Here is an 18,279-nt window from a genome sequence, read left to right as displayed (position 1 = left end):
CGCGGGGACGGTGCCGCGAGGCACCCTGCAGAGCGTGAGTTCACGCCAAAGTTCCGAGTCACGCCACTAAGGACTGGTGCGGTCCACGATCAGCCGGATCGCCTCGGTCAGCGTGGCCGGCCGGTGCACGAACGGCGGCAGCTCCAGACCGTTCCACCCGGCGCCCGCGACGGCGAGCACCGTGCCCGGTCGCGCTCCCAGTTCCTCCAGCGGCACCCGGAGCGCCAGTTCGGGCCGGTGCGCCCAGACCAGCGCGACCGCGGGCCGCAGGCGGGTCACCGCGTCGTACAGGGCGTCGGCGGGCACCCGTGCTCCTAGGTTGCGCCACATGCGGCCCTGTTCGGACAATGCCGCGCCGAGCGCCTCGAGCGGCAGCCAGTGTTGTTCGTCGGGTGCGCACGACAGCAGCGCGGAGAGCACCCCGGGACTGCTCGCACGAGGGATCCCCCGCAGGGCGAACAGCACGCTTCCGCTGGCGAGGTGCTCGATCTCGACTCCCTGCCCGGTGTCGGCGACCAGTTCGCCGAGTTCCACGAGCGCCGGGACGAACACGGTCTCCCAGGCGGAGACGACGCCGTGGTCGGTGATGAGCCTCTCGGCGAGGTCGGACATCATCGGTTCGTCGAGGCGTTTCGCCGCGGCCAGGAAACTCCGCCGGGCCGAGGCAGCGTCCTCGGAGCCGAGCGGGGAGAGCGGGAGGCTGGGGCGGATCGCCGGTTTCTGGCGCGCCAGCAAGGCCGCGGCGGACGCCGACACGCCCTGACCGGTCAGCACCACCATTCTGCGCAGCACATCGACGTCCGCCTCCTCGTAACGGCGGTGGCCGCCGTCGGTGCGGATGGAGGGACCCAGTCCGTAGCGCTGGTCCCACGTCCTGAGCGTGGTCGGGGCGACGCCGAGCATCCCCGCCACCGCGCGCGGTGTGTAGGTCACGTCCTACGGGCACGTTTCGCGAGCATCGCCCTCAACTCACTCTCCCCGAGTCCACCCCAGATGCCGAAGGTCTCCTGGACCTCCAGCGCGTGCGAACGGCATTTTTCCATGACCGGGCAGCGCTGGCAGACGGCCTTCGCCGCCGCCTCGCGTTTGTCCCGTGCCGAGCCCCTCTCGTTGGGCGTGTGGAAGAAGTAGGCGCTGTCCATGCCGCGGCACAGGCCGGCGAGCTGCCAGTCCCACGACTCCGCGACTGGCTGGGGCAGGCGGGACAGTTCGGGCATGGCGCACGTCCTCTGGAGTCGACCCTCGATGGGAGCCTATCGTAAAATCGACTCAGAAACGACGCAACTCGGGGGGCTCAGTCGGGGAATCGGCCCGCCTGACGCAGTGCGTACCGGCGTTCGGCGTAGTCGAGGTCGTCGCGCCACAACCGTGCGGCCGCCCAGCGCATGACCGGCCGCAACGCTCCCGCCGCGGGCCTGGCCAGCGCGAAGCCGCGACGGTCCGAGTGCGCGATGGTCGCCTCCACCACGGCGGTCCGGCCGGCGCGGACGGGCGTCGCGTGCGTCTCGACGACGCTGCCCTGGCCTTCCCCCTCGACGATGTGCATCACGACCGTCCGCGGTTCCGGGCAGGTGAAGGCGGCGATGACCGGCACGCCGACCCGTCCGGCGACGCGGAAGGTGACCTCGACCAGGAACCGGTCGTCCGCCTCCGTGGGGGTTTCGAGGACGTGCAGGTTCGCGAACGAGTAGGGGTGGAACCACGCGCCGTGCCAGGGGTCGAGCCGGTTGGCGACGACGTCCTCGGGGTCGCAGCGGCCGATGAGCGTGGCCACCGCGTCGATCGACCCCGCCGGCGGCCTTTCGGGAAGCACGGGAGCGTCCAGCGGCTCCTCTCCGCCCGCCTCGTCCAGCCGGACCCACACCAGCACTCCGTCGTCGTGCGCGGGGAACGGCGTCCACGCGCCGAACCGCGTGCCGTCGAGGGCGAGGCCGTGCCAGCGGCAGATCAGCTTGCCCTCGGCCACGGCGCCATCGCACAGCGGAGCACCGAGGTGCGGACACGAGCCGGACCCCGCCATGAGCTTGTCGTGTGGCCCGCGCCAGAGCACGACCTCCCGGCCCGCGATGGTGCGGCCGCACGGCTTGCCCTTCACGACGTCCCTGCCGGCACCCGCGACGAACCAGTTGCCGGACGGACGCGCGGTCGCGCGCTTGAGCGCGGCCTCGATCAGCGTGGGCTTGGCGTCCTGCCACGTCGGCCGTTGCATCCGCCACGGAGGACTCGAGTAGATCCGCAACGGAATCCGGTCGCGCATCGACTTCCTCTCATCAGGCCGCACGGGCGAACACCGCCCTCGCCAGCGCGGGCAGGGCGACCGCGAGCCGCCTGCCGTTGGACACGACGACGCGGCGCGACAGCACGTCGCAGTCCGCGCCCTCGACGAGGTCGAGAATGCGGCCGTACAGCCGGTAGGCGGTGAGCACGCAGGGCCGCGACCGCGGCGCGAGCATGCCGATGCCCGGCCAGGCCCGCTCGTAGACCTGGCGCGCCCTGCGCACCTGGTCCCGCAGGGCGGCCCGCACCTGCTGGTCGGCTCTTCCCTGCGCACGCGCGTGCAGCAGGCGTTCCCGGTCGACGCCGAACGCCGCGAGCTCGTCGGCGGGCAGGTACACCCGGCCGCGGTCGAGGTCCTCGCCGACGTCGCGGATGAAGTTGGTGAGCTGGAAGGCGACACCGAGCGCCGCGGCGGCCGGTTCGGCCTCCTCCCGCGACGTGCTGGTGCCGAGCACCGGCAGCACCTGCAGGCCGATCACGGCGGCGGACCCGTGCACGTAGCGTTCGAGGTCGGAGTAGGTGGCGTAGCCGGTGACCGTGAGGTCCATCCGCATCGACGCCATGAAGTCCTGAAAGTGCTGAACAGGGATGTCGTAGCGATGCACGGTGTCCATCAGCGCCGCCAGCACCGGGTCGTCCGTCGTCCCGTCCCGCAACGCGACCTGAAGGCGACCGTCGATCGCGCCGAGCGCGGCGTTCTTCTCGTCGACTCCACTGTGGACGTCGTCGACGACGTCGTCCACCCACCGGGCGAACCCGTACAGCGCGTGGACGGCGGGACGTTGCTCCGCGCTGAGCATCCTCGTTGCCAGGTAATAGGTGCGGCCGTGCTGTGCGTTGAGCTCACGGCAGCGCCGGTACGCGTCGCGCAACGCCGGAGCGGTGACGCCCGCGGCATCCAGTTCGCGCTCAGCCGACATCAGGGGTCCTTTCGCGGAGGAGGTTCCTCCACGCTAAGTCCGCGAATTGCCTTCCGCACAACGACCGCACTCATCATGCGGACCCCTCACCGCGCTGCTTAGCTCGGAGGATCGAACTCACGCCGACTTCCGAGGAACGCCGATGTCGCTGCTGACCAGCGTGGACGCTCGCACGTCGCGGGTGGACGACTTCCACGCCCTGCTCGACGAAGCACTGCACGAGTTCCTGCACGCACGACAGGACCTCGCCACCGAGCTCAGCGCCGAGCTGCGTGGGCTGGTCCTGGCCGGTGGCAAGAGGATCAGGCCCACGTTCGCCTGGTGGGGATGGCGTGCGGCAGGAGGAGCGCCGCCGGTGGACGCCGTGGTGCGGGCGATGGTGGCACTGGAACTGCTGCAGTGTTGCGCACTGGTGCACGACGACGTGATGGACCGCTCGGCGACCAGGCGGGGCAGGCCGTCGACGCACGAGTCCTTCGCCGCGCTGCACCGGCGGGAACGGTGGGCCGCGAGCGCTCGCCGGTACGGCGACTCGGCCGCGATCCTGGTCGGAGACCTCGCGCTGGCCTGGGCAGACGACGCGCTCGTGACCGCCGGCCTTCCCGCCGAGGCGCTGAGCCGCGCCTGGGGGCCGTGGCAGGCGATGCGCACCGAGATGATCATGGGACAGCACCTCGACCTGCTGGCCGTCGCGCGACGGGAGGAGTCGCTGGAGCACGCCGTGCGGGTGGCCGCGCTGAAGACCGCCGCGTACACCGTGGAACGGCCGCTGCATCTCGGAGCCGCCCTCGCGGGGGCCGACGACGACGTCGTCGGCTGTCTGCGCGCGTACGGCCACGACATCGGCGTCGCCTTCCAGCTGCGGGACGACCTGATGGGTGTGTTCGGAGACCCGTCGGTCACCGGGAAGCCGGTGGGCGAGGACCTGCGGGAGGGCAAGAGGACGCCGCTGATGGCCATCGCGCTGTCTCGCGCACAGGGCAGGCCTGCCGCGCAACGGGTGCTCCGGCGCTGCCTGGAGAGCGGGACCGTCAGCGAGCGGACCGTCCGCGACGTGTGCGCTTTGCTGGTGGAACTCGGAGCCGTCGCCGCGGTGGAGGAGCACATCGAGAGGCTTGCCGTGTCGGGGATCGCGGCGCTGGAACGCGCGGCCATCGACGACGAAGCGCGTCACGAGCTGGTGCGCCTCGCCGGCCGCGCCGTGGCACGAACGACCTGAGCAGGGGGAACGCAGTGGTGCACGTGGTGAAAGGCTGTACGGACCGTGTGGTCGTGGTCGGCGCGGGACTCTCGGGGCTGTCGGCGGCACTGCACCTGCGCGGTGCGGGGCACGAGGTGACGGTCCTCGAAGGAAAGCCGCATCCGGGCGGGCTCGCGGGCCGTCTCGACGTCGGCGGCCACCGGATCGACACCGGCCCGACCGTCCTCACCATGCCGGAACTGCTGGACGACGCGTTCGCCGCGGTGGGCCGGAAGCGTGAGGACCACCTGGAGCTGCTGCCGTTGCGGCCCGCCTACCGCGCGACGTTCCACGACGGCACGGCGCTGGACGTGCACACCGACGCGGACCGCATGGAACAGGCGGTGCGCGACTTCGCGGGAGACCGGGAGGCGCAGGGATACCGCGATCTGCGAGCGTGGCTGACGAGGCTCTACGAGGTCGAACGGGACAGGTTCATCGGCGCGAGCTTCGACTCTCCGCTCGACCTCGCGGGCCCCGACCTGGTCGCACTCGCCCGGCTCGGCGGCTTCGGCTCGCTCGCGAAGGCGGTGGGGCGGTTCCTGCGCGACGACCGGCTCCGGCGCGTGTTCACGTTCCAGGCGCTCTACGCCGGTGTCGCACCGAAAGACGCTCTCGCCGCTTACGCCGTCATCGCCTACATGGACACCATTGCCGGTGTGTGGTTCCCACGCGGCGGCATGCGCGCTGTCCCGCAGGCCATGGCGGATGCCGCTGCCGACGCAGGCGTGCGGTTCCACTACGGCGTGGAGGCCGAGGAGCTCGAACGGAGCGGTCACCGGGTGACCGCAGTGCGCACGGCCGACACCCGATTCCCTTGCGACGCCGTCGTACTCGCCACCGGACCCGCCCAGAGCACCCGGCTGCTGCGCGGCCGACCGCGCCGGATCCGGCCGTTGCGCTGGTCGCCGTCCGCGGTGGTCGTGCACCTCAGCGCCGGCCGGGTGGCGGACGACCTCGCCCACCACACGATCTCCTTCGGCGACAAGTGGAACGGCACGTTCGACGAGATCATCCGGCAGGGAAAGCTGATGAGCGACCCGTCGCTGCTGCTCACCACGCCCACCCTCACCGATCCCGCGCTCGCGCCGGAGGGCAGGCACCTCCAGTACCTCCTGGCGCCGTGCCCGAACCTCGACGCCGCTCCGCTGCGCTGGGACGCGCTGGCGCACCGGTACGCCGAGGAGCTCGTCGACGAGATGTCGGCGCGCAAGCTCATCGTCGACGCCGAACCGCTCGCCGTGGTGACACCGGACGACTGGGCGCGCGACGGCCAGGCCGCCGGCACGCCGTTCTCCGCCGCGCACACGTTCGGCCAGACCGGCCCGTTCCGGCCGCGCAACCTGCCGTTCCGGGACGGCAACGTCGTGCTGGCGGGCAGTGGCACCACACCCGGTGTCGGCATCCCGCCGGTGCTGATCTCCGGACGGCTGGCCGCCGAACGACTCCGGCGTCCGGAGCAACCGTGAGAGCGCTTTCTCTCGTAGGGTGATCCACTCCGGGCAAGGCTGGAGGGGGCGTCGTGCGAACGATGAGGCGGGCATTGGCGGCATCCGTCGCCGCGGTGGTGCTGGTGGTCACCGGAGGTGCGGCGCACGCCGGACCGGCGTCGTCGATCGCCTGGGCGCCCTGCCCGGACAACCCCGACGGCGAGTGCGGAACGCTCAGCGTGCCGCTGGACTGGAAGAAACCCCGGGGTGAGCGCATCGACCTCGCGCTGGGGCGGCACCGGGCCACCGACCCGGCGCGGCGGCTGGGCGTGCTGATGGTCGACCCCGGCGGTCCCGGGGGATCGGCGGCGGAGTTCGCGCTCTCTGGTCTGTTCAGTCCGGAGGTCCGCGCCCGGTTCGACATCGTCGGCATCGACTCGCGGGGCACCGGGAACAGCCTGGCGTTGCGGTGCGCCGACCTCATGGACGGGCAGCCGTCGATCTATCCGGAGGACGAGGCCGGGTTCGCCGCGCTGCTCCAGCACAACAAGAACGTGCTGGCGAAGTGCCGTGAGCGCAGCGGGCCGATCTTCGACCACGCCGACAGCGCCGCCGTCGCCCAGGACGTGGACGCGGCCCGGCGGGCGCTGGGCGAGCGGAAGATCAGCTACTTCGGGCTGTCGTACGGCACGGTGTACGGGCAGATGTACGCGGAGAAGTTCGGCGGCAAGGTGCGCGCGATGGTCCTCGACAGCGTGGTGGACCACAGCGTGGACGCCCGGCGGTTCGTGGGAGACCGTGCGGCCGCCGCCGACGACGCGTTCCGGGAGTTCGCGAGCTGGTGCGATCGCACGGCCGACTGCGTCCTGCACGGTCAGGACGTGAGAGCGGCCTGGGAGGCGGCACTCGTCCGCGCCGACGGCGAACCGGGAGGACGGCAGGGCCTGCTCGACCACATGTACTTCGCCCTGCGCGGCCCGGACTGGCTCTGGGCCGCCGACCTGATCGCGGTTCAGACGCTGCGGACGCAGGCCTTCGAACCCAACTACGAGTCGGTCCGGCTGGCCACGGTCTGCCAGGACTTCTCGTTGCGCATCAGGAACTTCCAGGAGTACCAGCGGCTGCGGGCCGAGGAGCTGCGCCGTTCGCCGATCATGCGCGGCAGCTTCCTCGGCCACGACGAGGCCACCGCGTGCATCGGTGTTCCCGGACCGCCCGCCAGCCCGCCCCACCGCCTCGACATCGCCGACGCGCCGAAGATCCTGGTCCTCAACGCCAAGTACGACCCGACGACCCCGTACGCGTGGGCGGTCAACATCAAACGACAGGCGCCGCGCAACACCGCGTTGCTGACCTACGAGGGCTGGGGCCACATCGCCTATCCCCGCAGCGCCTGCACGCGCGGCGGGGTGGACGACTACCTGCTCGACCTGAAGACTCCTGCGGTCAGTTGTCCTGCCGTGCCGTAGTGATGAACGAGCGGTACCAGTGGTAGCTGGCGCGCGGTGTGCGTTGCAGCGTCTGGTAGTCGACGTGCACCAGCCCGAACCGGTGCTTGTAGCCGTGCGCCCACTCGAAGTTGTCGAGCAGTGACCAGCAGAAGTAGCCGCGCAGATCCACCTCCGCGGCTTGGGCCGCCGCGATGTGGTCGCGCAGGTAGGAGATGCGCTCGGTGTCCTCGAACCCCTCCGAGTCCGGGTAGACGCAGCCGTTCTCCGTGACGTAGACGGGCGGCAGGTGGGGGTGGCGTGCCTTGAGGTCCGTGAGCGCGGTCGTGAGACCGGCGGGTTCGACCGGCCAGCCCATGCCGGTGCGCGGGACGTCCGGCAGCTGGGTCGTGTCGACGCCGATGTCGTGGGCCGTGCGCTTGGCCGGGTCGGGTTCGCGGTGCGGCGCGTCGGCCACGTGCAGCCGGTAGTAGTAGTTGAGGCCGACGTAGTCCAGCGGCTCGCCGATGATCGCCAGGTCACCGTCGTGCCGGAACGAGAAGTCGCTGATCTCGCCGAACATCGACGTCATCTCGTCCGGGTACGCCGAGCCGAACAGCGGGTCGGTGAACTGCCGCCGCAACAGGCAGTCCTGACGACCGGCCGCGGCGACGTCGGCGGGGGAGTCGCTGACCGGCACGGTGGGGGACTGGTTCAGCACGATGCCGAACTCGCCGCCGGAACCGTTGGCGCGCATGGCCTGCACCGCGAGCCCGTGACCGAGCAGCAGGTGGTGTGCCGCAGCCAGCGCGCCGTGACCTTCGCGGGCGCCAGGCGCGTGGCGACCTTCGCCGTAGCCCACGACCGACGAGCAGTACGGCTCGTTCAGCGTGGTCCACTTCGTGACGACGTCACCGAGCGCCTCGTGCACCAGGGCGGCGTAGTCGGCGAACCGGTGCGCGACGTCGCGGTTTCGCCATCCGCCCTGGTCCTCCAGCGCCTGCGGCAGATCCCAGTGGTACAGCGTCAGGAAGGGCTCGATCCCGTTGTCCAGCAACGCCTCCACCAGCCGCCGGTAGAAGTCGAGGCCGCGCTGCTCGATCCGTCCGCTGCCCTCCGGCAGGATCCGCGACCACGACACCGAGAACCGGTACGCGTCCACGCCGAGGTCGACGAGCAGCCGCACGTCCTCGGCCCAGCGGTGGTAGTGGTCCGCCGCCACGTCACCGGTGTCACCGGACGCGACGGCACCGGGCACCTGCGCGAAGGTGTCCCAGATGGACGGACCGCGGCCGTCGAGGCGGGCCGCCCCTTCGATCTGAAAGGCCGAGGTCGCCACGCCCCAGCGGAAGCCGGCTGGAAAACTCACAACAGTCTCCAAAGAAGATCAGCCCTTGACGGCACCCGACATGATGCCGCCGACGATCTGGCGGCCGAACAACAGGAACACGGCCAGCACGGGGACCGTGCCGATCGTCGCGGCGGTCAGCACCAGCGTGTAGTCCGTGGTGTAGCCGCTGGCCAAAGTGGACAGAGCGGTCTGCACGGTCGGGTTCTCCGGCACCAGCACCACCAGCGGCCAGAAGAAGTCGTTCCACGCCTGCATGAACGTGAACAACCCGAGCACCGCCGCGGCAGGACGCGCCGCGGGCAGCGCGACGTGCCAGAACAGCCGCAGCGAGTGGCAGCCGTCCATCCGGCCCGCCTCCAGCAGCTCGTCCGGGATCGCCCGCTCGAAGTACTGCCGCATGAAGAACACGCCGAACGCGGTCACGAGCCCCGGCACGATCACGGCGTGGATCTCGCCGGCCCAGCCGAACTCGCTCATCATCATGTAGAGCGGGATGATCCCGAGCTCGGTCGGGATCGCCTGCGTGCCGATGATGAGCAGCAGCAACACGTTGCGGCCGCGGAACTTCAACTTGGCGAACGCGAAACCGGCCAGCGTGGAGAACAGCACCACCGAGACGGTCACCGTGCCCGCCACCACGATCGAGTTCATCAGCGCCAGCGCGAAGTCGGTGGTGTCGAAGACGCGTGCGATGTTCTCGAAGAGGTGGCCGCCCGGCACCAGGACCGGCGGCACGCTGTCGATCGCGTCCGGTGTCTGCGAGGACACCACGAACGACCAGTACACCGGGAAGGCCGACCCGGCCAGGATCGCGATCAGGGCGGCGTACGTCCACGGCCCGGCCACGCGCCGGGCCAGCCTGCGCGCCCTCGTCGAGGGGCCGGCGGGCCGCACCGGCGCGGGGCGTTCCAGCACTGCGGTCATGGGGTCACTCCGTCCGGATCCGTTTGGTCACCAGGTAGCCGAGACCGGCGACGATGACCGTGGCGATCGCCAGCACGACCGCGATCGCCGAGCTGTAGCCGAAGTCGTAGTTCGTGAAGCCCTGCTCGTACAGGTACAGCGCGGCGGTCTGGAACTGCCGGTCCGAGCCGCCGGTCGCGGCCGCGGCGCCGGGGTTGAACAGCAGCGGTTCGGCGAGCAGCCGCATGTTGCCGGTGGTCGCGATGATCGTGGAGAAGATGATCTGCGGTCGCAGCAACGGCACCGTGATCCGCCAGAACTGCTGCCGCCCGTTCGCTCCGTCCAGCGTGGCCGCCTCGTACAACGTCGACGGGATCGCCTGCATGGACGCCAGGAAGATCAGCGCGTGGTAGCCGGTCCAGCGCCACACCACCATCACGGCGATCGCGATGTGCGAGGTGGCCGTGCCCGCCTGCCAGTCGATGTTCCCGGCGCCGAACAGGTCCAGCACCCAGTTGATCAGGCCGAAGTCCCGGCCGAACAGCTGCGCGAAGATGATCGTCACCGCCGCCACCGAGGTGATGTTCGGCAGGATGACGCCCATCCGGAACAGCGTGCGGGTGCGGACCTTGCGGTTGAGCAGCTGCGCGATGAAGAGCGCGAACAGGATCTGCGGCACCGTCGTCAGCAACCACAGGCTGAGCGTGTTGCCCATGGCGTTCCAGAAGTACGGGTCCGCCATCAGCTTCGCGTAGTTGTCGAACCACACGAGGCTCGCCGCGTCGGACTCGAGCAGGTTGCGGTCCTGCAGCGAGACCCAGACGGTGTAGAGCAGGGGGAACAGCCCGAAGACACCGAAGATCAGGAAGTACGGCGCCACGTACCCGTACGGCGCGAACCTGGTGTCCCACCGGTGCCTTCGGGCCGTCTTGTCGATCAGGACCATGTCAGCTCGTCACTTCTGGACGTCGCCGACGAACTGGCGCCACGAGTCCTCGCCGTTCTGCTTGCCCTGTTCGACGCGCTGCATCGCGTTGCCGATCGCGGTCTGGATGTCGCCCGCCTTCGGTCCCTGGTACTGCGGGTTGAGCTTCTTGGCCGCGTCGGTGAAGAGCTTGCCGATCGGCGCGTCGTTGAAGTACGGGTTCTTGTAGTCGACGATCGACGGGTCGTCGTACAGCTTCGGGATCGACGGCAGCAGCCCGGCGCTCTTGAACACCTTGGCCTGCTGCTCGGGCGCGGTCAGCCACGCCGCCAGCTCCACGGCCTTGTCGACGTTCTTGCCGGCCTTGGGAACCGTGAGGTACGAACCGCCCCAGTTGCCGCCACCGCCGGGTACGGAGGTGACGTCCCACTTGCCCGCGGCCTCCGGTCCCGCCTGGTCCTTGATCTTGGCCATCTGCCAGGCCGGGCAGGTCACCGTGGCGAACTGGCCCTGCTTGAACCCGGTGTTCCAGACCGGTGTGGAGTACAGGAGCTTCGACGACAGGCCGGACTGCACGCCGTCGACGACGAGGTCCCAGCCCGCCTTGATCTCCTTGTTGTCACCCACGACGATCTTGTCGGTCTTGTCGTAGTAGCCGGTGGAGGCCTGGCCGACGATCGCGTTGAGCACGGTCGGGCCGCCGTCGAACCACTTGACGCCCTCGGGTGCCTTGGCCTGGAACGTCTTGCCCGCGGCCATGAAGTCCTGCCAGGTCGGCCACAGCGCCGCGACCTGGTCGCGGTCGGCGGGCAGCCCGGCGTTCTGGAGCAGGTCGCGGCGGTAGCAGATGGCCAGGCCGCCGATGTCGGTGCCGTAGCCGATCTGCTTGCCGTCCTTGCTGAGCGACGCCTCCCACTTCCAGGCCAGCCAACGGTCCTTGAGCTCGCCGCCGCCCTTCGTGTTGAAGTCGACGAACTTGTCCGGCGTGGCCTTGAACTGGTTGATGTACCCCGTGTCGACCGCCTCGATGTCCGCGGCGCCGCTGCTGGTGGCGAGGTGCGCGGCGAGGTTCTTGTGGTGGTCGGAGTAGGAGGCGGTGCGGTCGGTGATCTCGACGTCCGGGTGCGTGCTCGCGTACTCCTTGAGCAGCTCGGCGTACCCGAAGTTGCCGAACAACCCGATGGTCAGCTTCGTCTTGCCACCGGACGCGGTGTCGCTGCCGCAACCGCTGAGCACCACGGCCGTCGCCAGGGCGGCGCAGCCGAGGACGAGTGCTTTGGGGCGCATTTTCCAGGCCTCCGTTGGTTTTTGGGCGCGCTGAAGCAGAGAAGTGCTTCTTCGAGAAGGTGTGTGGCGCCAATGACAGCGGTGTTACGCGGTGTCCGTCAAGTAACGAGATGATAAACAGATCAACTTCCGCACCCGTTTGACTAGGGGAAGTGCTGCTCGTAGGGTCTATGTAACCGCTTACGGTAAATCGGGAGGTCCGATGGCGACCGGGCGAGAGATCGCCCAGCTCTGCGGCGTGTCCGTGGCGACGGTGTCGCGCGTCTTCAACCAGCCGGAAACGGTGAACGAAGAAACGCGTGAACGCGTGCTGCGCGTCGCGAAAGAGCTGGACTACCGGCCCAACGAGTCCGCGCGGGCGTTGTCGACGAAGCAGTCGACGATGATCGGCCTGGTCTGGGACACCGACCACCGCCGGCCCGGCTGGCGGCACCCTTACCTCCAGGACCTGTTGATAGGGCTGAAGTCCGCGCTCAGCGCGCACGGCTACCACCTGCTGATGCTCGCCACCAGCGGCGACGCCCGCGAGGTCGGCGCGTCACTCGCGGACCCGGTCGGTTACGTGAACATGACCCGCCGCCACCACCTCGGCGGGCTGGTCCTGATCGACAGCGGCTCGGACGCCGAGGCGTTCGAAGCCTTTGCGCAGTCCGGAGTTCCGTGCGTCGCGCTGGACGTCGCCGTCGACGGTCCCCGGGCCACCTACGTGACTTCGGACAACGAGGGCGGCGCGCTGTCGGCCGTCCGCCACCTCGTGGGTCTGGGCCATTCCCGGATCGCCACGATCACTGGTCCGCCGGGCAACCAGCCGTCCGAGGCTCGTGTTTCGGGCTACCGCAAGGCGTTGCGGGAGGCGGGCGTCGAGCCGCGCGACGAGTACGTGGTGGCCGGTGACTTCTACCGGGCGAGCGGAACCGCTGCCACGCACCGGCTTCTGGCGTTGGACGAGCCGCCCACCGCCGTCTTCGCGGCCAGCGACGAGATGGCGGTCGGCGCGCTGCTCGCCGCCCGTGCCGCCGGCCTGCGCGTGCCCCAGGACCTGGCGCTCGTCGGGTTCGACGACATCGAGATCGCCTCGGTGGTCGATCCGGCGCTGACGACGGTGGCGCAGGACAAGCCGGGGTTCGGGGTGGCGGCGGCGAAGACGATCATGGCGATGATCACCGGTGCGGGCCGCGAGGAGCCCGTGGTGCTGCCGACCCAGCTGGTCGTCAGGGACTCCTGCGGAGCGCGTTAGTCCGCGACCTGTGGAGCGCGGCTCAGTGGCTGTGTCGAAGTCTGGTCCGCGACAGCCGTGCCCGGCTTCGGCACCGGCCTAGTCCCTTGTGGACGTGGCGGCCGCGATGAGTGCGATCAGCTGCTGCCGGAAGTGCTCGTAGTCGTCCACGGCGCCGAGCAGCGTGTCGGACTCGCGTTCCTCGCGACGGGCGGCGGCGAGGGCACGGCGACCGGCCGGGGTGATCTTCACCGACGTGCGCCTGCGGTCCTGCTGGTCCTGGCTGCGCACGACGTGACCGCCGCGGTCGAGGTGCTCGATGGTGCGGCTCATGGTCTGGTCGGTGACCCGGCACAGCACGGCGAGCTCGCGCTGGGAACGCGGTCCGTCGGCGAGGTGGTGCAGGGTGATCATGCCCGCGTGGGTGAGGCCGCGGCTCGCCAGGAAGTCCTCGAAGCGCTTCTCGACCACGCGCGCCGCGACCGACAGGAGCCTGCCGGTCGGCCAGGAGTCGACGTCCACCTGGTCCGGGCGGTCTGGCACCGCCGGCTCGTCTCCTTCGGCCACGGCGCCATCATCCCAGACCCGCCCGATCACCCCACGTCGGTCCCGAACGGCATGCCCGTCACCGGCGTGTCGCCCGCGAGCGCCGCCGCGATCGCCGAGGCGGCCGGTGGGTAGGGGAGCTCGCCGAGGCCGCCCAGCGGGGCGTTCGACGGCACGATGGTGACGTCGATGTCGGGTGTCTGGTCGATCCGCGCCCACCGGTAGTCACCGAACGACGACTCCGCGACGTGTCCTTCCCGGACGGTGATCTGCGCACCGAGCACAGTGGACAGTGCGTCGGCCACGCAACCTTCCACCTGGGCGCGGACTCCGGACGGGTGCAGCGCCACGCCGACATCCACCGCCGCGTGCACGCGCAGCACCCGGCGCGATCCCGGCTCGGCGATCGCGATCACCGCGATCGCGGAACCGTATTCCTCCAGGCAGGCCACGCCCCGTGACGTGCCGGGCGCGGGCGGCCTGGTCCAGCCGGCACGGCCGGCGACGGTGTCGAGCACCTTGTGCAGCCGCGAGCCCGCGGGCAGCAGCTTGCGGCGCAACGCGACCTGGTCGAGGCCGGCCCTCGTGCCGATCTCGCTCAGGAAGTTCTCCTCGGCGTAGAGGAACTGCCCCGAGTACACGGACCGCCAGAACCCGGTGCGCAGCGGCGCGGGCCGCACGGTGACCGTGACGTCGCCCGGCACGGTGTAGGGGAAGTGGTCGCCGCTCGCCTTGATCAGGGCGGGGTTGTTGAAGATGGGCAGCACGGTCAGCGGCCAGGTGACGACCTCGTGAGCCCTGCGGACGGGCAGGCCGTCGGCGCCGATCTCCGCGGACATCCGGTGCACCGACATCGGCCGGTAGGAGTCGTGGCGCATGTCGTCGGCACGCGTCCACAACACCTGGACGGGGGCGCCCGCACGACGTGAGCAGGCCACCGCCTCCAGCACCGGATCAGGCTCGACGCGACGCCCGAACGCGCCGCCGGACGCCGCCGTCTCCACCCGCACCGCCGTGGTGGGCAGGCCGAGCTGACGTGCCAACTGGGTGCGCAGCCCGCCGGGATCCTGCGTCGGCGCCCAGATGGTCACGCCATCCGGACGGACGTGCGCGGTGGCGTTCATCGGTTCCATCGGCGCGTGCGCGAGCAACGGCATCTGATAGACGCGCTGCAGGCCGGTGATCGGACTCTGGGCGGGCAGCGCCGAGTGCAGATCGGCGAGCCACGCGCGGCTGTCCGCGGCGGGGGTGCCGCCGCGCCAGGTGATCCGCAGCGCGTCACGGCCGCGCAACGCCTGGTGGGTCGACCGGGCGATCACCGCGACACCACCCTGGCCCTCGGCCGGGGCGGTGAGCGTCAGGACGTCGACCACTCCCGGCATCGCTCGGGTCGCGGTGTCGTCGATCGTGTCGGGAACAGCGCCGATCCACGGCGGGCGGGCCACGACCGCGACCATGCCACCGGGTGGGCGGGAGTCGATGCCGTACCGGGTGCGACCGGTGACGGCGTCGCGGGCGTCGACCCGCCCGCCACGGGTCCTGCCCAGCAGCCGCCACTTCTCCGGCGGTGTGAGCTCGACGGGCACTGTGGCGGGATCGAGGGCGGCCGCGCCGCGCACGAGCGCCCGATACGGCAGCCGGCCCCGGCGCGGATGGCACACGGCTCCGTCCTTCGCCGTGCACTCGCTGACCGGCACGCGCCAGCGTTGCGCGGCGGCGGTGACGAGGAGGCAGCGCGCGGTCGCGGCGGCCGTGCGGATCGGGGTGGCGAGCTGCCGCACCGAGGTCGAGTTGTTGATGGTCTGCGAGCCGAAGCGTTCGGTGTCGCCGGGCGCCTGCTCCAGCGTGATGTCGCCGGCCTCGACCGCCAGTTCCTCGGCGACCATCAGCGCGACCACGGTCCGCACGCCCTGACCGGTCTCCGGTCGGGGCGCGGTCGCGGTGATCCGGCCCGCGCCGTCCAGCCGCACGAAGACGTTCGGCACGAGGCCCTCGGCGGCCAGCGCGGGCACCGGCACCGCGACGACCAGCGCACCGGCTCCCGCGCCGCGCAACAACGTCCGCCTGCTGATCATCGTTCCTCCCGCATGATCCGGCTCGCGCGGCGCACGGCGGCGCGGATGCGGGGATAGGTGCCGCAACGGCACACGTTGTCGCGCAGAGCCTTGTCGATCGCCGCGTCGTCGGGATCCGGATCGCGGGCGAGCAGCGCGGCCGCGGCCATGACCTGGCCGGGCTGGCAGTAGCCGCACTGCGCCACGTCGAGCTCCCGCCACGCCCGCTGCACCGGGTGGTCCCCGTCGCGCGACAGCCCCTCGATCGTCGTGATCCGGGTCTGCGCGCTGTCGGCCGCCGTGCGCACGCAGGGCCGCGCGGCCTGACCGTCCACATGGGACGTGCAGGCGCCGCACAGGCCGACCCCGCACCCGTACTTGACCCCTGTCAACCCCAGTTCGTCCCGCAACACCCACAGCAGGGGAGTGTCGCCCTCGACGTCCACCTCGTGCCGTTCACCGTTGACGCGCAACAGATATCGGGCCACCGCGCTGCCTCCTGATTTGCTCAGTGCGCTGAACGTATCACGGTCGGCACTGCATAATGCTCAGCATGCTGAACGATATGCGACGGACCGGTCGGGGTGTTCTGGTGTGGGGTGTGGTGGCGAGCGCGCTGCTCACCGGCCTGGTGTGGGTGCTGGGCCAGCGGCTGCACGGCGTCACGTTGCTGCCCGACCAGGGAGCCTCTTGGTACTACTGGAAGCTGCCGGACCCGACCTTCTGGACCAGGGCGTCCGCCTGGCTGGGCTACGCGGCGCACCAACTCGTCTCGTGGGGCCTGATCTACTACGCGCAGACCAGAGTCCGGCGCTACACCACCGGCCTGCACCGCCTCAACGTCGTCGCCCTCGCCGCCAACGGCGCGTTCATCGGCCTGCACGCCCTGCAGACGCAGGTGTTCTACGACGGCCTCGCCCAGGACGTCTCCATCTTCAGCTCGCAGGGCTCCGTCGTCCTGCTGCTCGTGGTCGTCCTGCTGATGGAGAACCGCCGCCGCGGCCTCGTGCTCACCTGGTCCGCGCCGATCTCCGCGCAGGTCGTCGCGTTCGCCCGCCGCTACCACGGCTACCTGTTCAGCTGGGCCGCGATCTACACGTTCTGGTACCACCCGATGGAGTCCTCGAGTGGGCACCTCATCGGGTTCTTCTACATGTTCCTGCTGCTCGTGCAGAGCAGTCTGATGTTCACGACATCCCACACGAACCGCTGGTGGACGCTGACCCTGGAGCTGCTCGTGGCCGTGCACGGCACGCTCGTCGCCGTGATGAACTCCGGCCCGAACGGGATGTGGCCGATGTTCTTCTTCGGGTTCGTGGCGATCTTCGTGCTCACCCAGATGCACGGCATCGGCCTCAGCGCCGCGACGCGGTGGTGGATCGGAGGCACGTTCGTGGTCGCCGCCCTCGCCGTCTACTCCTGGCGAGGGCTCGGCAGGATCGACGAGGTCGTGCGGATCCCGTTGATCGAGTACCTGCTGGTGGGGGTGCTCGCCGTGCTGATCTGGGCGGGCGTCAGGCTGGCTCGTCCGGCTGCGTCACCGACTCGAGCAGCTTCGCCGCGACGTCGCGGAGCTTGACGTTCAGGCGCTGCGACTCCGCCACGAGCAGCGCGAACGCATCATCCGCGCTGCACGTGTGCACCGCCATCAGCACGCCTTTGGCCTGGTCGATCACGGCACGCGACCCCAGTGCCCGCTCCAACTGCTGGACCTGGCCCTGCGAGTGCTGCCATCGCTGGGCGCTGGTGATCGTGGCGGACGCGGCCGTGGTGAACAGCCGCATGAGGCCTTCGTCGAACGGGTCGAAGGCCGCCGCCGTGTAGCTGTAGATGTTGAGCGTGCCGATGTGCCGCGCTTCGGAGTCGTCCGACGCCGGCAACACGACCGGCACCGACAGATAGGCGCGCACACCGGCGTTCTCGGCCGCGGCCTCGAACTCGGGCCACGAATCGCGGTGCTCGCCGATCACCGCCCGCACGGGCTTCAGGTTGAGCGCCGACTCCAGGCACGGCCCGCGACCGGAGCCGTACTGCTTCTGGTCGAGTTCGACGAGCCGCTGGTCCGTGGCGGCCGCCGTGTGCGGCCGTTCGTCGGTCACCACGGAAACGGTCACGGCGTCGGCGTCGGGCACGGCCCTGGCCGCGGTCTCCGCGACCCGCTGCAACGCGTCCTCGAGCGACTCCTCGCCGGTGAACGCGTCGTGCAGCTGCGTCAGCGCCTCGGTGGTCTCGTCCAGGCGTTCCACCGGATCGGGACGTTCGCCGTCGACCGGCCTCACCGAACGTGATTGCGCGTAGTCCGCCATGCCGCGGCCCCTTCTGCCTCTGCGGAGTCCACGGCGCCGGCTGCTTGACGCACGTTCAGCGCATCGTACGGCCACGGGCGACGCGGGGTCCGCGACCGGCACGCTGGAACCGGGCCGGCGGCGGGTCGCTGGAGTGTTCAACTTCCCGGCGCCGGCGCGGCCGGACCACCCGAAGGCGGTCCTCCGTGCGAACACGCGCGTGTTCGGCGTCTACTCGGTACCCCGCCGGTGCCGTGCTCACACGGTGCGGGCCACCCGGTGTCCGGCCACGGCCGGGAATCGGGCCAGACCCATTCGTCGTCGATCGCGGCCAGGTCGGTGTGGCAGATGCCGCCGTGCGTCACGCGGACGTCGACCTCGTTGGGCTCCAACGGTCCTGCCGCGTACTCCTAGGGCC

At 70.5% G+C, this 18,279-nt stretch carries 17 protein-coding genes; 5 read left to right on the top strand and 12 right to left on the bottom strand.

What is annotated here, in order from left to right; translation table 11 throughout:
- Positions 1-66: 66 nt before the first annotated feature.
- From BM417_RS07490 to BM417_RS07475, 4 genes are all read right to left on the bottom strand, one after another.
- A complete protein-coding gene (locus tag BM417_RS07490; RefSeq protein WP_093589131.1) occupies positions 67-933 on the bottom strand; it encodes a MerR family transcriptional regulator in 867 nt (288 codons plus the stop codon).
- A complete protein-coding gene (locus tag BM417_RS07485) occupies positions 930-1,217 on the bottom strand; it encodes a WhiB family transcriptional regulator (RefSeq protein WP_093589128.1) in 288 nt (95 codons plus the stop codon). The genes BM417_RS07490 and BM417_RS07485 overlap by 4 nt, the downstream gene beginning before the upstream one ends.
- Before the next feature lie 77 nt (positions 1,218-1,294).
- Positions 1,295-2,257 (bottom strand): DUF5914 domain-containing protein, encoded by a 963-nt coding sequence (locus BM417_RS07480; protein WP_093589125.1) that lies wholly within the window; start codon positions 2,255-2,257, stop codon positions 1,295-1,297.
- Between the two features lie 13 nt (positions 2,258-2,270).
- Positions 2,271-3,197, bottom strand: coding sequence for a phytoene/squalene synthase family protein (locus tag BM417_RS07475; RefSeq protein WP_093589123.1), 927 nt, complete (start codon positions 3,195-3,197; stop codon positions 2,271-2,273).
- A 142-nt stretch (positions 3,198-3,339) separates the two neighbouring features.
- Here BM417_RS07475 and BM417_RS49100 point away from each other — a divergent pair, with 142 nt between their 5' ends.
- The 3 genes from BM417_RS49100 (at position 3,340) to BM417_RS07460 (ending at position 7,336) form a co-directional block, all read left to right on the top strand.
- Complete coding sequence (locus BM417_RS49100) at positions 3,340-4,416, top strand: polyprenyl synthetase family protein (RefSeq protein WP_093589120.1); 1,077 nt, start codon at positions 3,340-3,342, stop codon at positions 4,414-4,416.
- 17 nt (positions 4,417-4,433) lie between these two features.
- On the top strand, positions 4,434-5,906 hold the full coding sequence (gene crtI, locus BM417_RS49095; RefSeq protein WP_093590865.1) for a phytoene desaturase family protein: 1,473 nt from the start codon (positions 4,434-4,436) through the stop codon (positions 5,904-5,906).
- A 62-nt stretch (positions 5,907-5,968) separates the two neighbouring features.
- Positions 5,969-7,336: an alpha/beta hydrolase gene (locus BM417_RS07460; protein ID WP_093589117.1), complete on the top strand. Its 1,368-nt coding sequence runs from the start codon at positions 5,969-5,971 to the stop codon at positions 7,334-7,336.
- On the opposite strand, the gene BM417_RS07455 is transcribed toward BM417_RS07460, so the two are convergent.
- Genes BM417_RS07455 through BM417_RS07440 form a run of 4 tightly spaced genes read right to left on the bottom strand, consistent with a single transcriptional unit; the run spans position 7,314 to position 11,760 of the window.
- Positions 7,314-8,663 carry a GH1 family beta-glucosidase gene (locus BM417_RS07455; protein WP_093589114.1) on the bottom strand — a complete coding sequence of 450 codons (1,350 nt, stop codon included), beginning with the start codon at positions 8,661-8,663 and terminating at the stop codon, positions 7,314-7,316. The two genes, BM417_RS07460 and BM417_RS07455, sit on opposite strands and share 23 nt — an antisense overlap.
- An 18-nt stretch (positions 8,664-8,681) precedes the next feature.
- A complete protein-coding gene (locus BM417_RS07450; protein ID WP_093589111.1) occupies positions 8,682-9,569 on the bottom strand; it encodes a carbohydrate ABC transporter permease in 888 nt (295 codons plus the stop codon).
- A gap of 4 nt (positions 9,570-9,573) precedes the next feature.
- Positions 9,574-10,494: a carbohydrate ABC transporter permease gene (locus BM417_RS07445; protein ID WP_093589108.1), complete on the bottom strand. Its 921-nt coding sequence runs from the start codon at positions 10,492-10,494 to the stop codon at positions 9,574-9,576.
- Between the two features lie 9 nt (positions 10,495-10,503).
- Positions 10,504-11,760, bottom strand: a complete 1,257-nt coding sequence (locus tag BM417_RS07440; protein ID WP_093589105.1) for an ABC transporter substrate-binding protein — start codon at positions 11,758-11,760, stop codon at positions 10,504-10,506.
- 202 nt (positions 11,761-11,962) lie between these two features.
- On the opposite strand from BM417_RS07440, the gene BM417_RS07435 reads away from it, so the two are divergent.
- Positions 11,963-12,997, top strand: a complete 1,035-nt coding sequence (locus tag BM417_RS07435) for a LacI family DNA-binding transcriptional regulator (RefSeq protein WP_093589102.1) — start codon at positions 11,963-11,965, stop codon at positions 12,995-12,997.
- Positions 12,998-13,075: 78 nt separating this feature from the next.
- Here the strand turns inward: BM417_RS07435 and BM417_RS07430 are convergent, their stop codons facing one another.
- The 3 genes from BM417_RS07430 to BM417_RS07420 are packed head-to-tail and all read right to left on the bottom strand — an operon-like array spanning position 13,076 to position 16,064.
- Positions 13,076-13,543 carry a MarR family winged helix-turn-helix transcriptional regulator gene (locus tag BM417_RS07430; protein ID WP_093589099.1) on the bottom strand — a complete coding sequence of 156 codons (468 nt, stop codon included), beginning with the start codon at positions 13,541-13,543 and terminating at the stop codon, positions 13,076-13,078.
- A gap of 26 nt (positions 13,544-13,569) precedes the next feature.
- Entirely contained in the window at positions 13,570-15,597 is a 2,028-nt protein-coding gene (locus BM417_RS07425; protein ID WP_093589096.1) for a xanthine dehydrogenase family protein molybdopterin-binding subunit, read from the bottom strand.
- Positions 15,594-16,064 carry a (2Fe-2S)-binding protein gene (locus tag BM417_RS07420; RefSeq protein WP_093589093.1) on the bottom strand — a complete coding sequence of 157 codons (471 nt, stop codon included), beginning with the start codon at positions 16,062-16,064 and terminating at the stop codon, positions 15,594-15,596. The genes BM417_RS07425 and BM417_RS07420 overlap by 4 nt, the downstream gene beginning before the upstream one ends.
- A 77-nt stretch (positions 16,065-16,141) precedes the next feature.
- On the opposite strand from BM417_RS07420, the gene BM417_RS07415 reads away from it, so the two are divergent.
- The gene (locus BM417_RS07415; RefSeq protein WP_218164381.1) at positions 16,142-17,155 is read left to right on the top strand and encodes a hypothetical protein; all 1,014 of its coding nucleotides are present in this window, start codon (positions 16,142-16,144) and stop codon (positions 17,153-17,155) included.
- On the opposite strand, the gene BM417_RS07410 is transcribed toward BM417_RS07415, so the two are convergent.
- On the bottom strand, positions 17,091-17,882 hold the full coding sequence (locus BM417_RS07410; protein WP_093589088.1) for an ANTAR domain-containing response regulator: 792 nt from the start codon (positions 17,880-17,882) through the stop codon (positions 17,091-17,093). The two genes, BM417_RS07415 and BM417_RS07410, sit on opposite strands and share 65 nt — an antisense overlap.
- Positions 17,883-18,279: the final 397 nt, after the last annotated feature.

Origin of the sequence: Lentzea waywayandensis (genome assembly GCF_900115955.1) — a bacterium.
Classification (GTDB): Bacteria; Actinomycetota; Actinomycetes; order Mycobacteriales; family Pseudonocardiaceae; genus Lentzea; species Lentzea waywayandensis.
This window is presented reverse-complemented; position numbering and strand designations above follow the sequence as displayed.

Excerpts from the sequence above, each read along its gene's own strand:
- BM417_RS07410 (WP_093589088.1), bottom strand. The coding sequence starts at position 17,882 with ATGGCGGACTACGCGCAATCACGTTCGGTGAGGCCGGTCGACGGCGAA.
- BM417_RS07415 (WP_218164381.1), top strand. The coding sequence starts at position 16,142 with ATGCGACGGACCGGTCGGGGTGTTCTGGTGTGGGGTGTGGTGGCGAGC.
- BM417_RS07460 (WP_093589117.1), top strand. The coding sequence starts at position 5,969 with ATGAGGCGGGCATTGGCGGCATCCGTCGCCGCGGTGGTGCTGGTGGTC.
- BM417_RS07485 (WP_093589128.1), bottom strand. The coding sequence starts at position 1,217 with ATGCCCGAACTGTCCCGCCTGCCCCAGCCAGTCGCGGAGTCGTGGGAC.
- BM417_RS07425 (WP_093589096.1), bottom strand. The coding sequence starts at position 15,597 with ATGATCAGCAGGCGGACGTTGTTGCGCGGCGCGGGAGCCGGTGCGCTG.
- BM417_RS49100 (WP_093589120.1), top strand. The coding sequence starts at position 3,340 with ATGTCGCTGCTGACCAGCGTGGACGCTCGCACGTCGCGGGTGGACGAC.
- BM417_RS07435 (WP_093589102.1), top strand. The coding sequence starts at position 11,963 with ATGGCGACCGGGCGAGAGATCGCCCAGCTCTGCGGCGTGTCCGTGGCG.
- BM417_RS07480 (WP_093589125.1), bottom strand. The coding sequence starts at position 2,257 with ATGCGCGACCGGATTCCGTTGCGGATCTACTCGAGTCCTCCGTGGCGG.
- BM417_RS07440 (WP_093589105.1), bottom strand. The coding sequence starts at position 11,760 with ATGCGCCCCAAAGCACTCGTCCTCGGCTGCGCCGCCCTGGCGACGGCC.
- BM417_RS07445 (WP_093589108.1), bottom strand. The coding sequence starts at position 10,494 with ATGGTCCTGATCGACAAGACGGCCCGAAGGCACCGGTGGGACACCAGG.
- BM417_RS07475 (WP_093589123.1), bottom strand. The coding sequence starts at position 3,197 with ATGTCGGCTGAGCGCGAACTGGATGCCGCGGGCGTCACCGCTCCGGCG.
- BM417_RS07450 (WP_093589111.1), bottom strand. The coding sequence starts at position 9,569 with ATGACCGCAGTGCTGGAACGCCCCGCGCCGGTGCGGCCCGCCGGCCCC.